The organism is Arthrobacter sp. ZGTC412 (assembly GCF_002929215.1).
Taxonomy (GTDB): Bacteria; Actinomycetota; Actinomycetes; order Actinomycetales; family Micrococcaceae; genus Arthrobacter.
On record NZ_PJII01000010.1, the window covers coordinates 1 to 17128 of the forward strand.

Annotated in this window: 17 protein-coding genes and 1 pseudogene; 13 read left to right on the forward strand and 5 right to left on the reverse strand. The window is 63.5% G+C overall.

The window, feature by feature from the left end:
- The coding region (locus CXQ88_RS12535; protein WP_373637765.1) for a hypothetical protein at positions 1–299 on the reverse strand (299 nt) is incomplete at its 3' end.
- Positions 300–1000: 701 nt separating this feature from the next.
- On the opposite strand from CXQ88_RS12535, the gene CXQ88_RS12540 reads away from it, so the two are divergent.
- From CXQ88_RS12540 to CXQ88_RS12585, 11 genes and pseudogenes are all read left to right on the forward strand, one after another.
- Entirely contained in the window at positions 1001–1441 is a 441-nt protein-coding gene (locus CXQ88_RS12540) for a hypothetical protein (RefSeq protein ID WP_104044493.1), read from the forward strand.
- A gap of 26 nt (positions 1442–1467) precedes the next feature.
- The gene (locus tag CXQ88_RS12545; RefSeq protein WP_104044494.1) at positions 1468–2301 is read left to right on the forward strand and encodes a hypothetical protein; all 834 of its coding nucleotides are present in this window, start codon (positions 1468–1470) and stop codon (positions 2299–2301) included.
- On the forward strand, positions 2298–2732 hold the full coding sequence (locus tag CXQ88_RS12550) for a hypothetical protein (protein WP_146069208.1): 435 nt from the start codon (positions 2298–2300) through the stop codon (positions 2730–2732). Before CXQ88_RS12545 ends, CXQ88_RS12550 begins: the two co-directional genes overlap by 4 nt.
- On the forward strand, positions 2729–4168 hold the full coding sequence (locus tag CXQ88_RS12555) for a hypothetical protein (RefSeq protein WP_146069209.1): 1440 nt from the start codon (positions 2729–2731) through the stop codon (positions 4166–4168). The genes CXQ88_RS12550 and CXQ88_RS12555 overlap by 4 nt, the downstream gene beginning before the upstream one ends.
- A 315-nt stretch (positions 4169–4483) precedes the next feature.
- Positions 4484–5662: pseudogene (locus CXQ88_RS12560) on the forward strand (MFS transporter); the annotation flags it as partial.
- A 147-nt stretch (positions 5663–5809) separates the two neighbouring features.
- Positions 5810–6106 (forward strand): ArsR/SmtB family transcription factor, encoded by a 297-nt coding sequence (locus CXQ88_RS22370; protein ID WP_441296483.1) that lies wholly within the window; start codon positions 5810–5812, stop codon positions 6104–6106.
- Positions 6107–6112: 6 nt separating this feature from the next.
- Positions 6113–6778 carry a hypothetical protein gene (locus CXQ88_RS12565; RefSeq protein ID WP_104044498.1) on the forward strand — a complete coding sequence of 222 codons (666 nt, stop codon included), beginning with the start codon at positions 6113–6115 and terminating at the stop codon, positions 6776–6778.
- 81 nt (positions 6779–6859) lie between these two features.
- Positions 6860–7489: a copper resistance CopC family protein gene (locus CXQ88_RS12570; RefSeq protein WP_104044499.1), complete on the forward strand. Its 630-nt coding sequence runs from the start codon at positions 6860–6862 to the stop codon at positions 7487–7489.
- Positions 7490–7639: 150 nt separating this feature from the next.
- A complete protein-coding gene (chrA, locus tag CXQ88_RS12575; RefSeq protein WP_104044500.1) occupies positions 7640–8998 on the forward strand; it encodes a chromate efflux transporter in 1359 nt (452 codons plus the stop codon).
- Between the two features lie 165 nt (positions 8999–9163).
- Positions 9164–10525, forward strand: coding sequence for a hemolysin family protein (locus tag CXQ88_RS12580; protein ID WP_104044501.1), 1362 nt, complete (start codon positions 9164–9166; stop codon positions 10523–10525).
- Positions 10518–11558: a hemolysin family protein gene (locus tag CXQ88_RS12585; protein ID WP_104044502.1), complete on the forward strand. Its 1041-nt coding sequence runs from the start codon at positions 10518–10520 to the stop codon at positions 11556–11558. The genes CXQ88_RS12580 and CXQ88_RS12585 overlap by 8 nt, the downstream gene beginning before the upstream one ends.
- A gap of 67 nt (positions 11559–11625) precedes the next feature.
- Here the strand turns inward: CXQ88_RS12585 and CXQ88_RS12590 are convergent, their stop codons facing one another.
- Positions 11626–11802 (reverse strand): CsbD family protein, encoded by a 177-nt coding sequence (locus tag CXQ88_RS12590; protein ID WP_104044503.1) that lies wholly within the window; start codon positions 11800–11802, stop codon positions 11626–11628.
- 118 nt (positions 11803–11920) lie between these two features.
- On the opposite strand from CXQ88_RS12590, the gene CXQ88_RS12595 reads away from it, so the two are divergent.
- Both CXQ88_RS12595 and CXQ88_RS12600 read left to right on the forward strand, forming a co-directional pair.
- Positions 11921–12328 carry a hypothetical protein gene (locus CXQ88_RS12595; protein ID WP_258061847.1) on the forward strand — a complete coding sequence of 136 codons (408 nt, stop codon included), beginning with the start codon at positions 11921–11923 and terminating at the stop codon, positions 12326–12328.
- A 236-nt stretch (positions 12329–12564) separates the two neighbouring features.
- On the forward strand, positions 12565–13317 hold the full coding sequence (locus tag CXQ88_RS12600; protein ID WP_104044504.1) for an amidohydrolase family protein: 753 nt from the start codon (positions 12565–12567) through the stop codon (positions 13315–13317).
- Positions 13318–13547: 230 nt separating this feature from the next.
- Here CXQ88_RS12600 and CXQ88_RS12605 read toward each other — a convergent pair whose 3' ends face one another.
- The 3 genes from CXQ88_RS12605 to CXQ88_RS12615 all read right to left on the reverse strand — a co-directional run bounded on the left by CXQ88_RS12605 (position 13548) and on the right by CXQ88_RS12615 (position 16880).
- On the reverse strand, positions 13548–14480 hold the full coding sequence (locus tag CXQ88_RS12605) for a tetratricopeptide repeat protein (protein ID WP_104044505.1): 933 nt from the start codon (positions 14478–14480) through the stop codon (positions 13548–13550).
- Between the two features lie 183 nt (positions 14481–14663).
- A complete protein-coding gene (locus tag CXQ88_RS12610; RefSeq protein WP_258061848.1) occupies positions 14664–15866 on the reverse strand; it encodes an MFS transporter in 1203 nt (400 codons plus the stop codon).
- A 99-nt stretch (positions 15867–15965) separates the two neighbouring features.
- Positions 15966–16880, reverse strand: coding sequence for a LysR family transcriptional regulator (locus tag CXQ88_RS12615; RefSeq protein ID WP_104044506.1), 915 nt, complete (start codon positions 16878–16880; stop codon positions 15966–15968).
- Positions 16881–17128 lie beyond the last annotated feature (248 nt).

Here is a 17128-nt window from a genome sequence, read left to right on the forward strand (position 1 = left end):
GGGTCTTTATTCACGGTGCCGGCGACCGCCCGGGTGGCTTCTTCGGCATGGTCGTTTTGAATCAGGACCGCTACGTCCTGGACCTTGGACCGTAGCAGGCTGTCAGTACTGGAGACGAGCGCCGACTCCAGTGTCTGGAGCAGCAGTAGCCCTCCGGTCAGCATGGCGACGGCGACGACGGCCACCGCCGCCACAGTGGATTGCCACCGGAGTCCGCGCCGCACCCCACGCTTTCGCCGTGTTTTCTCTCGTACCCGCATCGGAAGCGCAGCGGCGGACGACGGATTCGGTTGAACCATAGTCCAAGGATTCAACCTGAACCGTCCCAATGCAATGAGAGCCTATGCCGGTCTCAGGTTCCTCTCATGTACCTGGCCGCATCATGGAAGGAAACGGTGCGGCGACGGAATACGGCGGAATTACCAGCGTCAAAGTGGCTCACTTTTCAGCCCGCGAAATCGCTCACCTTTTGACCATCCCTGACAATGCATCAAGTACCTGCAAGAGGAGGAAGTTTGGAAATGGATACTTCGAACCAGTGTCCGGTTGCTGGCTGCGGGGAGGCAGGAGTGAAGTTATCGCCTCATCATGACCCTTTTGGACCAATTACTTTTGACCGACTAGCGGCTCGACGGATGGAAGTTGCCTGTCCGCTTCATAGTGAACTCCTGTGGGGTCTGTATCGGAAGCAGGTAAGTGCAGCCATGATTCGTGCTTCCCGACGTGGAACTGCTGCTGCGCCTACTGATTTTGTCGCAAGGGTTTCCTGGCGTCTTAACTCCCACAATGACCCCACATCAAAAGCAATCGCGTCCCTACTGGCACTGAGTGAGAGCGCATGAATGCTCTTCACCCCTGGGGCCCCGCTTCGGCATGTCTTGTGCGGCGGCCTGAAAATAGGGCACTGAGAACTGGGATGCGGGCTGCGGGGCCTACCGAAGCTAACCAAACTGGGTCAAAAGTCATTGTTCGCCTTCAGGGGCGATGTTATGTTCGACGCATGAAAATGCGGTCCTACTTCGTTTGCAAGCAGGGCCTGCGCCCGCTCCTCGGTGCCACGACGGTGCTTATGGCTGCCGTCCTGCTCACCGGTTGCAACTCCCCCGCCGATACAACCCCCAACTCGGCACCGGCGGCCAGTGCCAGTGCTAACACCAGTGCCAGCGCTGACACCAGCGCCGTCGCTGGCACGAGCGGATTGCAGCAGGTTGATGGGCGAGGAGTGTCTGCCAGTGACACCGAGCTGGTGTTACGGACGGCCCAGGGCGAGCGGACCTTCCAGATCAAGGAAGAAGACCTTCAGGCCATCGACCCGGCGCACTACAACTCCCACGTCGGTGTTCCCTCGCTCGGGTTCCGTGTGTATTACCGAACGGAAGGCGGCGTGGACCGGGTCGTTTCCGTCGAAGAAATCGAGGGCTCGACGCTCGGATTCGATTGACCCCAGGAAGGCCGCAGGGAGCAGGAATGCTTGACGCCGACGGTGCGATCATCGCCGCGACAACCGCGGCCCTCGCTCGTGGCCTCATGCTGGCCGCATCGCTGATCATTCTGTTTGCATTGCTGGCTATCGTCGTCAGGGGTGTTCGATTGAGCCGTGCCCTGGGACGAGGCGACAGTACTGCAGCCGCAGGCAGCGTGCCCTGGGAGGGCGTCATCGTCGGCGCCGCCCTTGTTGGGATTGTCGGCGGCGTTGTCGGCCTGCGGGCGACATATGCCCACGCCTCCATCATGCGTGGTGACGGCATCGCTGCGACGCTAGGGAGCTGGTTCGGTCTCTGGTCGCTCGTCTCCGTCGCGGTCAGCATCGCGTGCATCGCGCTGTTCGTCCTCCTACGACGCACAGTTCGCCGGGTGCCACTCGCGGTCTCGATCACCGCATCGGTCGCGGCAGCGGTCCTGTTTTTCGCAGTCGGGGCAGCCAATGAGTTGCAACAGCCACAGCGACGCGTCGAAGCAATGGTCTCTGTCAATCCTGCCGTGCAAGGAACGGTCGTCGTCGAACCTGGCGCCGCGGGACTGAACGAGGTGCGGATCGGGCTGACGGGACCGGATGAGGACGTGGACAAGCTTCGGCGCGCCATCAGTTCCGGTAGCGCAACGGTGACCCTGCGCTCCCTCGCGCTCGGTCTCCGGTCCCAGCCGGCCACTGTGCAACTTGACCAGCAAGGCGGGCTCATCGCGCGTGACGTCATCGCCGAAGCCGACGGGCGCTGGCGTGTGCAATTGGATCTCGCCGATGGCGATGATCCCGTCCTCGCCGACGTCACCCTGCAACCAAACCCCGGGTACCAAAAATGAGAAAATCTCCCGGCGCTGGCCCCGCCGTGCTGCTCGAGGACGTGCCGACCAAACCTTGGGCGTTCTGGCCCACGAGCATCGGCGCGTTCGCTCTTGCCGCACTCCTCGGGGTCGGCATCTGGCTCTTCTCACCGTCCGACCTGAGCGAAATCCAGCCCCCACCAAACATCGAGTCCTACGACTACGTCGACGGTGTCCTCTCGGAAGTACAACTGCCCATCCTCGTCATGAATGCGTACGACACCGTGGAAGGGGAGGAAAAGCTCACCTTCCGCGTGCCCGAGGCGAACCTCCGCTATTTTGACGTGGTGCACCTGCGCGCGCACTCCTCGATCGGCCTGCCAACCCGGCTCTACTACGAGCGCATCAAGGGCGAGTTGGTCGCCGTCTATAAGGTCGACGCGCCGGCCAACAGTGGGAGCGGCCAATGACCATGTCCCTCAGTAGCCGCATGCTCGCCGTCGCGGCGATCGTAACAATCATCGTCGTAACCCCAATGCCCGCCTACGCGCACGGCGTCCAAGGACGAGCCGACACTCCGATCCCCATCGAGGCGTTCTTTTGGGTCGCAGCAATCGTGCTCGTCGTTTCGTTCATCGGGCTCGGATTCGGGTGGACCAGACCACAGCTGGCAACCCACGGATGGCGACGAGCACCCCGACAACTCGAATCGATGGTGCTGGCACCCGTCACGGTCTGGACACTCCGCCTGGTCGTTCTGGCGCTGTTCATCATCGTGTTCGCCGCCGCAGCCTCCGGCTCCACACTGCTCGGCAACAACATCTCACCCCTCGTCGTGTTCGTGGTCTGGTGGATCGGGCTCGTCCCGCTGAGCGCGGCATTCGGCAACGTGTGGCGGGAGATCAATCCAGCAGCCACGATCGCGCACCTGGTGCGCATTCCAACCTCCCGGCCGGACCGGCCAATTCCCGCGCGGTGCGGCGTATGGCCGGCCGCCTTCGTGATCCTCGCCTTCGCCTGGTTCGAGCTCGTCTACCCCGCACCAGCCGAGCCTCGCCTCATCGCAGTGCTGATCGCCGTTTACACCATCGCAACCCTGGCAGCGATGTGGCGCTGGGGAATCGACGCCTGGCTCGAGACGGGCGAGGCGTTCTCCGTATACACCGGCCTCCTCGCGCTGCTCTCCCCGGTCGAAGTCCGCGGAAAAGGAAAATACCGTCAGCTCGGCTTTCGACCGCCGTTCACCGCGGCCACACGAATGAGCAACGCCCCCGGCGTCGTCGCCCTCATCGCGGTACTGATCGCCACCGTCACCTACGACGGGCTCTCCACGAGCCCCTTCTGGAAGAGACGAGATGTCGCTGCCAGCGAACGCCTCATTGACATCGGTCTCGACGACTTCCAGGCCGGCGTGCTCATCGGCACATTCGGCCTCCTCGCCTCACTGGTCGCGTTCGCCATCGCGTACGAGCTGTTCTCCACATTGTCGGGACGCTTCGCCGACTGGCGGCACACGAGCCTCGGCCGCACAGCCCGCGCCTTCGCGCACTCGCTCATTCCGATCGCATTCGCCTACTTTGTCGCGCACTACTTCACGCTGTTCGTCTTCCAAAGCCAGGATCTGGTCCGACTGGCCTCGGACCCCTTCGGCCAGGGCTGGGATCTCTTCGGCACAGCAAACAACCGCATCAACTTCCAGCTCGTCTCCGCCGAAACCATCTGGGCAGTCCAAGTCGCGGCCATCGTCATCGGACACGTCGTCGCGCTGGCATTGGCGCACGACCGTGCCCTCGAACTCGGCCGCACGCACAGGGAAGCACTCAAGTCCCAAGGCCCAATGCTCGTACTCATGGTCCTGCTCACCGTCGCGGGCCTCTGGTCCCTTTCCGTCGGCATGGGCGCCTGAGGCCAGGCGACGACAAACCACGGGTCGTCCCACCCGTGAGCGGATCGCAACCTGCCACCCCGCTCCCCGTCGCTGACTTGGTCACCACTAATACTCACTAATCCGCGCGACCCACTGCGCCGCCTAGCAAGGGAAATCGAGGCGTAGGTGAAGCGCATCGCCCTGACCCGGAGGAGTTCGTGCGGATGGACCGGACGGGCATCGCAACAATCAAAGATCGCCCGCCATGGCGGGACCCCAAAGCAGCCGCTGACCCCTTACCAGTCTGCTATAAGTGCATATACACGCACGTTTGCACTTAAGGGGTTGGGCTGGATGTTGTCGGTTTTGCGGGATGTCACGTACCGGAGGCTTTTTGCCGCGCAGATCGTGGCGCTGATCGGTACCGGCCTGCTGACCGTTGCGCTTGGCCTGCTGGCCTACGACCTGGCAAGCAGTAACGCGGGCGCGGTGCTGGGCACGGCACTGACGATCAAGATGTTCGCCTACGTTGGCTTGGCACCGGTGATTAACGCCTTGGTGGCCCGGTGGCCCAAGAAGCGGGTCCTGATCGGTGCTGACCTGGTCCGGGCGGCGATGGCCCTGTGCCTGCCGTTCATCACCGACGTCTGGCAGATCTACGTAGTGATCTTCCTGCTCCAGTCCGCTTCTGCCACATTCACGCCGGCGTTCCAGTCCCTGATCCCCACCATCCTCACCGACGAGCGGGACTACACCCGGGCGTTGTCGCTGTCCCGGCTGGCTTACGACATGGAAGCCCTGGTCAGCCCGGCGGCCGCGGCCCTGCTGCTGACCGTGCTCAGCTACAACAACCTGTTCCTCGGCACCGTTGCCGGGTTCCTGTTCTCCGCCTTTATGGTCGCCATCACCGTCCTGCCAAAGGTTCAGGCCGCCCCGGCGCCGCAGACCTCGCTCTGGCACCGGACTACTCTTGGGGCGAAAATTTTTTGGCAGAACCCTCGGCTGCGGTCCCTGCTGGCCCTGAATCTGGTGGTCGCGGCCCCGACGGCGCTGGTGCTGGTGAACACCGTCGTCTACGTCCGGGACGTCCTGGACCGGCCGGACACGGACCTCGCCCTCGCGCTGGCCTGCTTCGGTGTGGGATCGATGATCGTGGCCTTGTCCGCGCCCCGGGTCCTGGACCGGTTCGGGGACCGGGCTGTGATGCTTACCGGCGCCGGAATCATCCCATTCGTCCTGGCCGGTGCGGCCGCGCTGACCCTGCTCGGCGATCCCGGGACCGGGTGGTGGCTGCTGCTGGGACTGTGGTTCCTGCTCGGCGCGGCCACCGCCACAATCCTCACACCGTCGGCGAGGCTGTTGCGTGATGCCTCCACCGAGGACACCAGGCCGTATGTGTTCACGGCCCAGTTTTCCCTCTCGCACGCCTGTTACATCCTGACTTATCCGCTGGCCGGTTGGGTGGGAGCGGTCGCTGGTTTGGGCTGGGCTGCGGTGGCCCTGACAATTGTTGCGATGATAAGCAGTGCAGGAGCATTCGCCTCCTGGCCCCGGCACGACACTGCAGAGCCACGGAACCGACAGGGAAGGAGCAGAGCGTTGAGCAGCCAGCCCCACGGCGCACCCCGCCCCGCACCTGACACCCCTTCACTGGTCCACCCGGTAACCCCCGGACCGGAGCTGCTGGAAACCGCCGCCGGTACGCTGCGGATGCTGGCCGAACCGACCCGTCTGCACCTGCTATGGCAACTCGCACAAGGCCCGCAGAGCGTCACTGAGCTCACCGCTGCCGCCGGGGTGCCCCGGACGGTGGTCAGTCAGCACCTGGCCAAACTCCGCCTTAGCGGGCTGGTGGACACGCGCAAGGACGGCCGCCGCGTGATCTACTCCCTTCATGACGGGCACTTGGTACGGCTCATCCGCGAAACCTTCAACCACGCGGACCACCGGATTACCGGCGAACCAACCCACAGCTGACCCGGCATGCCCTTGACCGTCCTGCCGCAGCGCGCCGCACCCACCCAGACGCATGGTCTTTGGCAGTTCCTCCGCGCCGGCGTCGTCACCGCCCTGATCGTCGGCATAGCGGCCGTCGCTCACCAGGGTGCGGGCGGCCACTTGCCTCCGGTGTCGTTGATGGCCCTGCTCACCGCCGTGGTCATGGCCCCTGTCACGGCTCTGTCCCGCCGCAGGTTGTCCCTTCCTGTCCTGGCCGGGATCCTTGTCGCTGGCCAAGGGGTTTTGCACGTAGCCTTCAACGCCCTGTCCGGCCCCGTCCCTCACTGCGGACCGGCCGGCATCGCTGCTCACAGCCACCACCAGGACATGGTGGTCCCGGACTGCGCCGTCGCCGCCCCGGCTGCTGTCACTGAAGCGGTCTCTTCAGGATTCAGCCCAACGGTGATGACGGTTGCCCACGTACTGGCCACGGCGCTGACAGTCCTGGTCCTCGCCCGGGCCGAAGCCGCCCTGTGGCAGCTAAGGGACTGGCTCCTGCCACTGACCCAACCGCTGCGGCCAGCCGTGCTGCCGCCCGTCTTAGACACCCCTGCAATGGGGGCGGTTTCCCTGCCCCCAATGGCTCCCAGGACCCGCACTACTGCGCCCCGTGGTCCGCCAAGCTCCTTGGTCCTGCTGCCGGTGCTCTAGCGCCGCCACAGGACACGCGACCACACCCCTCATCTTTGCCTGGCCTAAAAGGCTTCCGGCAGTCCCTGAAAGGACACCCGCATGACCTTCTCCCTCCCCCGCGTTGGGACCACCGCCGCGCTGACCGCTTCCCTCGCCCTTGCAGCCTTCCTTGGCGTTGCCCCGGCCCAGGCCCACGACGCACTGGCCTCCACCAGCCCCACCGACGGGCAGACCATCACCACCAACCCCGGCACGGTCTCCATCACCCTGACCAACCCGCCCACCACCGGGATCCCCGGATCAAACATCCTCACCGTCACCGCCCCTGACGGCCACGTCATCAGCAACGGCGAAGTCACCATAGAAGGGGCGACGCTGAGCACGGCAGCCGAGATCGACCACGACGGCGAGCACACAGTGCAATGGCGGGCAGTCTCCGCCGACGGTCACCCCATCGAAGGCACCTTCAGCTTCACCTACACCCCCGAAGCCGCCGCCTCTGCTGCACCTTCGCCCGCTACGCCCCCGGCCAGCGCAACAGCATCAACCCGCGCAGCCGCCGCACCTGAGCCCTCAGCTGCAGCCACCGAGGCCGCAACTGATCCCGCTGCCCAAACCGAACCCGCCAACCCGGCAGGCTGGGTGATCGGCGCCGTCCTCCTCCTTGCCGCCCTCGCAGGCCTGATCTACTTCCTGCGCCGCAGGAACAAGACCGGCACCCCGGCGTAGCCCCAAGGACAGCCGGGTATCAGGCGCAGAATGGCCCTGGTACCCGGCTTCCGCATGTTGGCGCGCGTGACGGTATATGACCGGCGGCTCCCCGCTAGGTGCCTTTGGCTTCTACCTTGTACCCATGGTTACAGCCCAAGCGGTGCCCGCATGACCGTCACCCGCGACGTGGTCTCCCTCCGCGAAGCCACCCGCGTCTGGTTCGCGATCTCGCTGCAAACCTTTGGCGGGCCGGCGGGCCAGATCGCGGTGATGCAGCGGGCACTGGTCGACGAGAAGCGGTGGATCAGCCAGCAGCGTTTCCTCTTCGCGCTGTCCTACTGCACACTCCTTCCCGGCCCCGAGGCCCAGCAGCTGGCCACCTACGTCGGGTGGCTGCTCAACGGATTCCGCGGCGCCCTTGTTGCCGGGATCCTGTTCGTGCTCCCCGGCGTCGCCGCGCTGCTCGCACTGTCCGCCGTTTACGTCGCCTTCGGCGACACCGTCTGGGTTCAGGGCCTCTTTCTTGGACTCGCCCCCGCCGTGATCGCAATCGTCCTGCAGGCGCTGATGCGCGTCGCCAAACGCGGCCTGAACCACCCCGTCCTCGTTGCCCTCGCTGCCGCCGCGTTCATCGCGCTAAGCGTCTTCGCAGTCCCCTTCCCCATCGTGATCGCCGCCGCCGCAGCCATCGGCTGGGCTTTCGGGCGCGTCCACCCCGAGCTCACCGCACCCAAGGAAGCAAAAGCGACGGACGGGCCGGCCCCGCTGATCGACGACGCCACTCTTCACACCGAGCGTCCCTCCACACGGCGCTCCCTCCTGGTGCTCGTGGCCGGAGTGGTTATTTGGCTGTTGCCCGTGGTGCTGGTGGCCGTGTTTACCGGCACCGGCAGCGTGTACGTCGACCAGGGCCTGTTTTTCTCAGGGGCGGCACTCGTGACCTTCGGCGGGGCCTACGCGGTCCTGGCGTACGTCGGGCAGCAGGCCGTCAGCGTCTACGGGTGGCTGACCCCCGGTGAGATGGCGCGGGGGCTGGCTCTGGCGGAGACAACCCCCGGGCCGTTGATCATGGTGGTCCAGTTCGTCGCGTTCCTTGGGGCGTTCCGTGACCCCGGCCCCCTCGGGCCCTGGGGAGGGGCGGTCCTTGCAGCACTGCTGACCACCTGGGTTACCTTCGTGCCCAGCTTCCTGTTCATCCTCCTCGGTGCACCCTACGTTGAACGGCTCCGGCACAACCGCTCGCTCTCGGCGGCACTTACCGGAATCACCGCAGCCGTTGTCGGGGTCATCGCCAACCTCGCCGTCTACTTCGCCCTCCACACGCTCTTCGAACGCACCACGGCATCAGCCTGGGGGCCAGTCGCGCTTAACGTTCCCGACCTTGGTTCCCTGAGCGTGCCCGCCCTCATCATCACCGTCCTTGGCTTCGTCCTCATCTTCGCCTTCAAGTGGGGCGTCCTGCGTGTGCTTGGCACCTGCGCAGTCGTCGGCATCGCGCTGCACCTGGCCGTGACTACTCTCCTGTAAGCGACGTACAGCTGGCTTGCCCCTCCGCTGTGGGCATAGAGGCCGGGTTCGGTGTGGCCGGGGCCGATAGAATGAGGTGCATAATGGATGACCCTCCTTCACATATGCCCAAGCCCCTCCACCTTCTGACCGGCTCGCCGGCCACCACGGGAGAGGGGCGCCCGAATGTATGAATGGATCATGCTCGGCATCGGCCTCGTTCTCACGGTCGGTACCGGTTTCTTTGTTGCTTCCGAGTTCGCGCTGGTCAATCTGGACCGCAACGATCTTGAAGCCCGCCAGGCACGCGGAGAAAAGCGCCTCACCAGCACCATCAAGGCGCTGAAGATCACTTCGACCCACCTGTCCGGCGCCCAGCTGGGCATCACGCTCACCACCCTGCTCACCGGCTACACCTTCGAGCCCGCCATCAGCTCCATGCTGAGCGGCCCGTTGCAGGCCGCCGGGCTTCCCGACGCTGTGGTTCCCGGGGTTGGCTCCGTCGTCGGCATTTTCCTCGCCACTGTTTTCTCGATGGTGATCGGTGAGCTGGTGCCCAAGAACTTCGCACTGGCCCTGCCCCTGGCTACGGCCAAATTTGTGGTCCCGTTCCAGACCGTCTTCACCACGGTGTTCAAACCCGTGATCCTGCTGTTCAACAACACCGCCAACCGGATCATCCGGTCCTTCGGCATTGAGCCGAAGGAAGAACTCTCCGGCGCCCGCAGCGCCGAGGAGCTCAGCTCGCTGGTACGCCGCTCTGCGTTGGAAGGCGTCCTGGACGCAGACCACGCGGTGCTGCTGCACCGCACGCTGCGGTTTTCGGAGCACTCGGCAGCGGACGTCATGACACCCCGTGTGCGGATGACGGCGGTGAACGCCGATGACACGGCCGAGGAGATCGTCGCTCTTGCCACTACCACCGGCTACTCCCGGTTCCCCGTCATTGGGGAGGACCGCGACGACGTCCTGGGTGTGCTCCACGTGAAGCAGGCCTTCGCCGTGGCCTTGGAAAACCTGACAAGCGTCACCGCCTCCGAGTTGATGATCGAACCGTTGCGTGTGCCGGAATCCATGGGCGTCGACTCGCTTCTGGTCCTGCTGCGCAAGCAGGGTCTGCAGGTGGCCATCGTCTCGGACGAGCACGGCGGAACCGCCGGCATCGTGACCCTTGAGGACCTTGTCGAAGAGATCGTCGGTGAGCTTGAGGACGAACACGACCGCGCCCGGACCGGCGTGGTCAGGACCGGGCGCTCCATCACCTTTGATGCCTCCCTGCGTCCGGATGAGCTGCTGGACCGGACCGGCATCGCCGTGCCGGACGGCGAGGAGTACGACACCCTGGCCGGTTTCGTCACCGACCAGCTGGACCGTATCCCGGAACTTGGCGATGAAGTGGAGATCGACGGCGGCACGCTCCGCGTGGAGCGCGTCCTGGGTACGCACGTCGAGCGGATCCGGTTCACCCCGGAAGACTCGCAGAAAACGCCCGTGAGCGCCCATGACCGCATCATTGATGACCTGACGCAGGAGCTGACCCATGAGTGAATATCTTCCCGGCATCATCTGGCTGGTAGTGCTCCTGGTGGTCAACGCCTTCTTCGTCGGCGCCGAGTTTGCCGTCATCTCCGCCCGCCGCTCCCAAATCGAGCCCAAGGCCGAGGCCGGCAGCAAGGCCGCGAAAACCACCCTGTGGGCGATGGAGCACGCGACGCTGATGCTGGCCACAAGCCAGCTGGGCATCACGGTCTGTTCCCTGGTGATCCTGAATGTGTCCGAACCGGCCATCCACCACCTCCTGGAAATCCCGCTGGGGTTGACGTCCCTCTCGGGCGAGGCGATTGGGATCATCGCGTTCGTCACGGCGCTGCTGCTGGTGACCTTCCTGCACGTGGTTCTCGGGGAAATGGTCCCAAAGAACATATCCTTCTCGGTCCCCACCCGGGCGGCCCTGATCCTGGCCCCGCCGCTGGTCATGGTCGCACGCATCTTCAAGCCCGTCATCTGGACCCTGAACGCAATAGCGAACTCAGTCCTGCGCTTGTTCAAGGTCGAACCGAAGGACGAGGCCACCAGCGCCTACACCCTCGACGAGGTGGCGAACATTGTGGAGCAGTCCACCCGCGACGGGATGCTCACGGACACCAGCGGAACTCTGACCGCCGCCTTCGAGTTCACCGCCAAGACCGTGGCAGATGTGGAAGTGCCTATTTCGGAGATGGTACTCCTGCCCGAGTCAGCGACTCCGGCTGACATCCAGCAGGCCGTGGCGGAACACGGGTACTCCCGCTACATCCTCACCGATGGAGACGGTGTCCCCTCCGGCTACCTGCACCTCAAGGACGTCATGGACCTGACCACCGAGGAGAAGTTCACCCACCCCGTCCCGGCCAAGCGGATCCGCCGCCTCGCTTCGGCTTTCAGCGGAGCAGAGCTCGAGGATGCCCTGGCCACGATGCGACGCACCGGGGCACACGTCGCCCGGGTCTTCGATGCCCACGGCAACACCACCGGGGTGCTGTTCCTGGAAGACATCATCGAAGAACTCGTCGGCGAAGTACAGGACGCCACCAGCGCCTAACAGCCAGCATCACACAGCAGAAAGGCGCCGCTCCCCTACGGAGCGGCGCCTTTCCTTATAGTCGGATTCAGTCCTTTTTGAAGGCGTCCTTGACCTTTTCGCCGGCCTGCTTCAGGTCGCCCTTGGCCTGGTCGCCTTGGCCCTCGGCTCGCAGGCTCTCATCGCCTGTGGCGTTACCTGCGGTTTCCTTGCCCTTGCCGCCCAGCTTCTCTGCAGCGTTTTTGATCTTGTCATCCAAACCCATGGTGTTCTCCCTACGGTCTGTTGCTGCTGCCGGCTTGCTGTCGGCAGGTCACCTTTTCATCCTAACCACACCGTGGCTTTTATATCGAGACTCCAGCCGACCGAGGGAGGGGGCCGATATGATCGACTTCATGGCCAGCCCCGCGGAGTTCCTGGGCCCCATCCTGGAACTGATGACCTGGGTAGGGTTCGTACCAGGCGTGCCGCTGCTGCTCGCCGGCTGGATCATCGGTAAGAGACGCTGCCTTTGGACAAGCACGGACAGCGAGATCGTCACCGCCGGCCAGTACCGGGCACTGCTGTGGACCGACAGCACCGGCACCTCGCGCCAGGGCTTACTGCACGGGGAACAGGCCACCGGGCTGACAGCAGGACAGATGACTAACCTCTACTACGACACCTGCCACCCCTCCCGGTGGCGCCTGGAACCGCCCCGAAACGAGAACACTCTCACCGTCCTGGGCCTGGTCCTGACAGGCGTAGCTATAGCCTGCGCCGTCGCCGGGTTCATCCTGTTGATGTTATAGCGCTGGCGAGCACTGAATTCTGCCTTCGAGTGGCAAATGTGGACCCAACGGCTCCCACACGACTAGGGACTGTCCGCTGAAGAAGCCCGCACGAAGCAAACCTGTGCCGAGTTAGGGCACACCTCAGTCTGACGGACGGTGTCGTATGTACTGGCTTACTTTTGGGGCAGGCCTCGAACTCAACCTGACAGAATGAGGGATTTGGGGCACACAATCCACTTAGCGGGGGAACCACAATGACTCGACACATCTTCGACAGCCATTTCCACATCATCGATTCCCGCTTCCCGCTCGTGCCAAACAACGGATACCTGCCGCCCGAGTTCACGGCAACGGATTATCTGCGCGCCGTTTCGGATCTGGGAGTTACAGGCGGTGTTGTGGTTTCGGGTTCATTCCAGGCCTTCGACCAGAGCTATCTGACCGACGCGCTGGCAACGCTTGGCCCGATGTTCGTGGGCGTTGCCAATATTGCTGAGACGACAAGCGATGACGAACTTCTTCGTCTCGCTGAAGCGGGGGTCCGCGGCGTTCGGTTCAATCTCTACCGGGGCGGTTCCGCCGAAATGGAAAGTGTTTCGTCCCTTGGGCGACGAGCATGGGATGTTGCAGGAATGCACGTCGAGTTCTATCTGGACGCAAATGACCTGGTCGAGTTGGAACCGGTCATTACAGCACTTCCGAAGGTGAGCATCGATCACTTGGGCATGACAGCTGTGCATCGCGACGTGCTGATTCGCCTCGTGTCCGGTGGCGTACGGGTGAAGGCCACGGGGTTCGGTAGGGTCCAGCTTGACGTCGCTTCCACTATCCGGGAAATCCACCAAGAGAACCCGGAAGCTCTGATGTTTGGAACTGATCTTCCCAGCACGAGGGCCCGGGTGCCGTTTCAACCAGCGGACTTGGAACTCGTTGCGGACGTTCTTGCCGACGACGCGAGTCTCGCCCTTTACGACAACGGGGCGCGCTTTTACGGCTTGAATGCATAAGCTTCCCGCTTACGCATTCGTGTGCCCTCTCAGGTCCCCGTACACGGCTGCAGGTTTCCCAACCCCGACGGACTGGTTGCCGGTCGATGCGCTCAGCAGCATTCCCCTCCCCTTGCAGCCAGGTTCTGAGCGTCTCGACGGAGGCGCGGCGGCTGGCGGTGCAGCCTGAGCCGTGGTCAGCACGTCGTCCGCGCAAGCTCCCTGTGGGCATCCTCAGAATGCGGAAACCCCTAACCCCCGTTGCGGGAAAGCAACAGCGGGGCTATCACGTCCCTTTCGCTGGCAGACTTTGTCCACCATGAGCGTGCTTCTTCAACGTCTCCGCGGATGGCCGCATGAAGTCCTAGTATGTTCATGCTGTCGGTCTCGCCCGCCTGGGCAAGTTTTAAGACTGCTTTAGATGCGATGTCGCTGGTTACCGTGGCGGTGTCCGGGCCGAATATCTGAAGCGAATGAGCGGCGACACTGTTGCCCAGGACCGCTGCCTGTTGGAGCAGCTGTCGCGCTCTTGGTACGTCACGTTCGGCGATGTAAAGCTCCGCGAGACTCATGAGTACGTCAGGGTTTCCGTAGCCCGCGGCCTTCTCGCGGAAGTGGGAACGGTGCTGTATATCCGCTGTGAAGTGCTCGCCTATGAGCAGCATCGCGAAGGGTGCGTGGTCGGGATGTCCGCTGTCGATTGCTGTTTGGTAGGCCGCTTGGGCTCCGGTGGCGTCATCCTGTCCTTGGAGGAGTAACCCCAGTCCGACCGCGGCCAAGGGTGCATATTCTGGGTTACCACTGTCAACGGCCGCCCGGTATGCTTCGTTCGCCTCAGCTGGATTTCCTTGTTTTTCCAGGAGCATCCCCATCATGACCCAAGCGGAAGGCGCATGATGGGGATGGCGACTGTCGATAGCCTGCTCATACGCACGGCGGGCTCCTTGCCAGTCGCCAGCCTCCATCAGCCTTATCCCGACGAGGACCGCACCTCGTGGTGCGTACTCGGGGTGGCCGCTGTCCTTCGCAATCTGGAACGCTTTTTGTGCTCCGGCGGGGTCACCAAGTTCCAGCCGCAGCGTCCCAAGGGTCACTGCTGCCCTTGGGGCGTGATCAAAGTCGCCGTGGTCAACCGTTTTTTGGAGCGCTGCTGCGGCCTGTGCGAGTCGCTCGTTATGATTCATCTGCGGCTCCGCTCAGCGCTACGCCATCTACACAACTCCCGGCATCGGGACCGTAGCTTCATTGTGATGTATGAACCCGCGGATGTCGCTAATACCGCCAAGCAGCATAACTTTTCGACTCCGCCGATCCCCTAAAGCAAGCAGGCTGTTCATGGCAGTTCGTTCCAGATGCCGGAATGAGGCTCACGGCCTTTTTGGCCATCTTATGGACGCGGCGCAGAGGACTGCTGACGACATCCACAAAGCTCCCCCCGGTCCGGCTGGAGCTGCCAGCAACCCTGCCCCGATCGGCAAGGCAACCTGTCCGAGGCGGTTGCCGAGCAGCCTCAGCGCCAGTGCGGCGCCTCGCGCGTCCGGAGGGACCGCCTGGGTGATGAGTGTCATGGTGATCGGTTGTCCGAGTCCGAGGAAGAATCCAACGATTGCTAAGATGACCGCCGCCAGAACAGGATTCCCGAACAGCCACGGCAGGATCGCCAAGGTGATACCTGCCCCAACGAGGCTGGCAGTGATGAGCCCGGTTCTGCTCCACCATGTCAGCATCACGGGCAGGAGCAGACGAGACGTAATCGAAGCCGCGGCCCGGATGGCAAGAAGGACACCGATTCCGATGGGAGCGATCCCGTTTTCCTCCCCCAGCAGGGGGAGGAACGCAACGATGATGTCGGTCGTGGCCAGCAGTGCAAGGCTGGCGAGCATGTTGGTCTTCACGGTGGGGATACCCAAAAGGTGGGCCACAGGCCTCGATGCCGGGGCCTTCACCGGAGCTGCTTCTGTTTTTGGAGCGTTTGCACGTTCCTTCGTTGATGCCCCGAAAGCGACCGGCGTGGCAAGGACCGCTATTGCCGCCGCAAGTATTAGAGCTGCGTTGGCGTCCATGAGTCTGGCATCTGCGGGCGCATTTCCGGCAGATCCCATGGCCAGGCCTGCAACAAGTGGGCCGATGAGCTGGCCTAGGGAGAATGCCGCGGTGAACCAGCCGAAGGCTGCGTCCATCCTGCTGAGCGGAACAAACCGTGCGATGGCAGACTGCCCGGCAATCGTGAAGCACAGGTGTCCAATACCCAGTACCGCGCTGGCGACACCAACGAGCAGAAGGGAGGGGGCGGCCGAGAGCAGGAACGGACCGGCCGCGAGCAGCAGCGTCCCGGCCAGGGTGATGCCCTTCATCGACGTGCGGCGGTCGGACATTCGACCCAGCCAGAGGGCGATCGCCACCGGAAGGAGGGCGAAGGAGGCAGAGGTCAGGCCGACTGCAACCGAGTCTCCGCCCAGGGCCAACACCTTATAAGAGATGAGCGGCCTTGCCAGGTTCAGAGCGATCTGGCAAAGCACCGCAGCTCCAATCAGCATCCATAACCAACGGATTGACTTGCTCTTGCTCACCGCTCCCCCTTCGGTGCTGCCAAGTCAGCTGATGCGAAGCGAAGCGATACCGACGCGAGGTGCCTCACTGCTGGCGCCGGGCTTCTCGAAGGCAGTCCGTCACCGGAAGTCCGCTGTCGTATTTTTGGCTACTTCCAGGAGCGTCGCCTGGAAGGCCATTTCCGCGGCAGCACGTACCCTGTCATGTCGGTGGGCGAGGAGCACCCTTCGCGACGGGGCGCTCGAACCCAGTGAAACGATGCTGACACCGGGATGCTTATTGACGACGGCGGTTCGTGGAGCAAGCGCGATGCCCAGGCCAACACTGACCATGGCTTGGGCCTCCTGGTAGTCGTTTGCCTGGAAAGCGATCCGTGGAGTGAAACCTGCCGCGCTTGCGCTTCTTTGCAGTACTTCGACCACGGGATGTGCATCACCGCGAACGATCCATTCTTCTGAGGCCAGGTCTGCCATGTCCACCTGCTTCCGTCGCGCCAGTCGGTGGTCCTTGCCGACGATGAGCGCGGTGGCGTCCTCGAAGACCGTCGTGAGGGCAAAGTCCCCCGGGTTAATCCGGTTCCATTCGTAGTCCCAGAGGAGAGACATGCCGACCTGGCCGTTTTCCAGCATTTCAACCAAGTCCTCGAAGCGGCTGCTGCGGACGTGCAGCTCGATCGCCGGGTACTCCTTCTTGAACCGGCTGATCACGAGCGGGAGAAAGGATCCGCCCAGGGTGGGGAAGGTCCCCATGGTGAGGCTGCCCCGGTGGAGTCCTGCGATTTCTGCCAGATCCGCCTCAGCGGCAGCCATCTGCCGCAGGATACGTCGCGTGTGCGCTGCCAGAACATGCCCGGCATCCGTGGGGACCATGCCGCGGGTCTGCCGCTGAAGAAGTGGCTGCCCGATTTCGGTTTCTAGACGCCGCAGCTGCTGTGAAACTCCCGAGGGGGAGTACACATGTTTTTCTGCCGCAGCGGTGATCGATCCAAGCTCGACCACGTCCAGCAGCAATTCGAGCCTTCGAATGTTGAGCACAGCCGCGCCTCCTTTGAAGTATTTCTTATGCCCCCCTCACAATATTATGCTCACGCTTCATCAACGGCGGAATTTAGCACTCCAATTGGCTCCCGACGCGCTCCGTCACCGTGCGCGAGCCCCGCGTAACGTCATTTTGCGGCTGGTAATTGAAGTAAAAGTGCACGGATATGCAGTATTTCGCGTTTGTAATTCATCTGAGGTTCGAATCACACTTAGACCAGCCGGCAAGGCTTGCAGGCCCGATG

Bases quoted from the DNA above. Each gene is read 5' to 3' on its own strand.
- CXQ88_RS12540 (WP_104044493.1), top strand. From the start codon at position 1,001: ATGAAAATGCGGTCCTACTTCGTTTGCAAGCAGGGCCTGCGCCCGCTC.
- CXQ88_RS12570 (WP_104044499.1), top strand. From the start codon at position 6,860: ATGACCTTCTCCCTCCCCCGCGTTGGGACCACCGCCGCGCTGACCGCT.
- CXQ88_RS12595 (WP_258061847.1), top strand. From the start codon at position 11,921: ATGATCGACTTCATGGCCAGCCCCGCGGAGTTCCTGGGCCCCATCCTG.
- CXQ88_RS12585 (WP_104044502.1), top strand. From the start codon at position 10,518: ATGAGTGAATATCTTCCCGGCATCATCTGGCTGGTAGTGCTCCTGGTG.
- CXQ88_RS12590 (WP_104044503.1), bottom strand. From the start codon at position 11,802: ATGGGTTTGGATGACAAGATCAAAAACGCTGCAGAGAAGCTGGGCGGC.
- CXQ88_RS12580 (WP_104044501.1), top strand. From the start codon at position 9,164: ATGTATGAATGGATCATGCTCGGCATCGGCCTCGTTCTCACGGTCGGT.
- CXQ88_RS12550 (WP_146069208.1), top strand. From the start codon at position 2,298: ATGAGAAAATCTCCCGGCGCTGGCCCCGCCGTGCTGCTCGAGGACGTG.
- CXQ88_RS12545 (WP_104044494.1), top strand. From the start codon at position 1,468: ATGCTTGACGCCGACGGTGCGATCATCGCCGCGACAACCGCGGCCCTC.
- CXQ88_RS12600 (WP_104044504.1), top strand. From the start codon at position 12,565: ATGACTCGACACATCTTCGACAGCCATTTCCACATCATCGATTCCCGC.
- CXQ88_RS12565 (WP_104044498.1), top strand. From the start codon at position 6,113: ATGCCCTTGACCGTCCTGCCGCAGCGCGCCGCACCCACCCAGACGCAT.
- chrA (WP_104044500.1), top strand. From the start codon at position 7,640: ATGACCGTCACCCGCGACGTGGTCTCCCTCCGCGAAGCCACCCGCGTC.
- CXQ88_RS12605 (WP_104044505.1), bottom strand. From the start codon at position 14,480: ATGAATCATAACGAGCGACTCGCACAGGCCGCAGCAGCGCTCCAAAAA.
- CXQ88_RS12555 (WP_146069209.1), top strand. From the start codon at position 2,729: ATGACCATGTCCCTCAGTAGCCGCATGCTCGCCGTCGCGGCGATCGTA.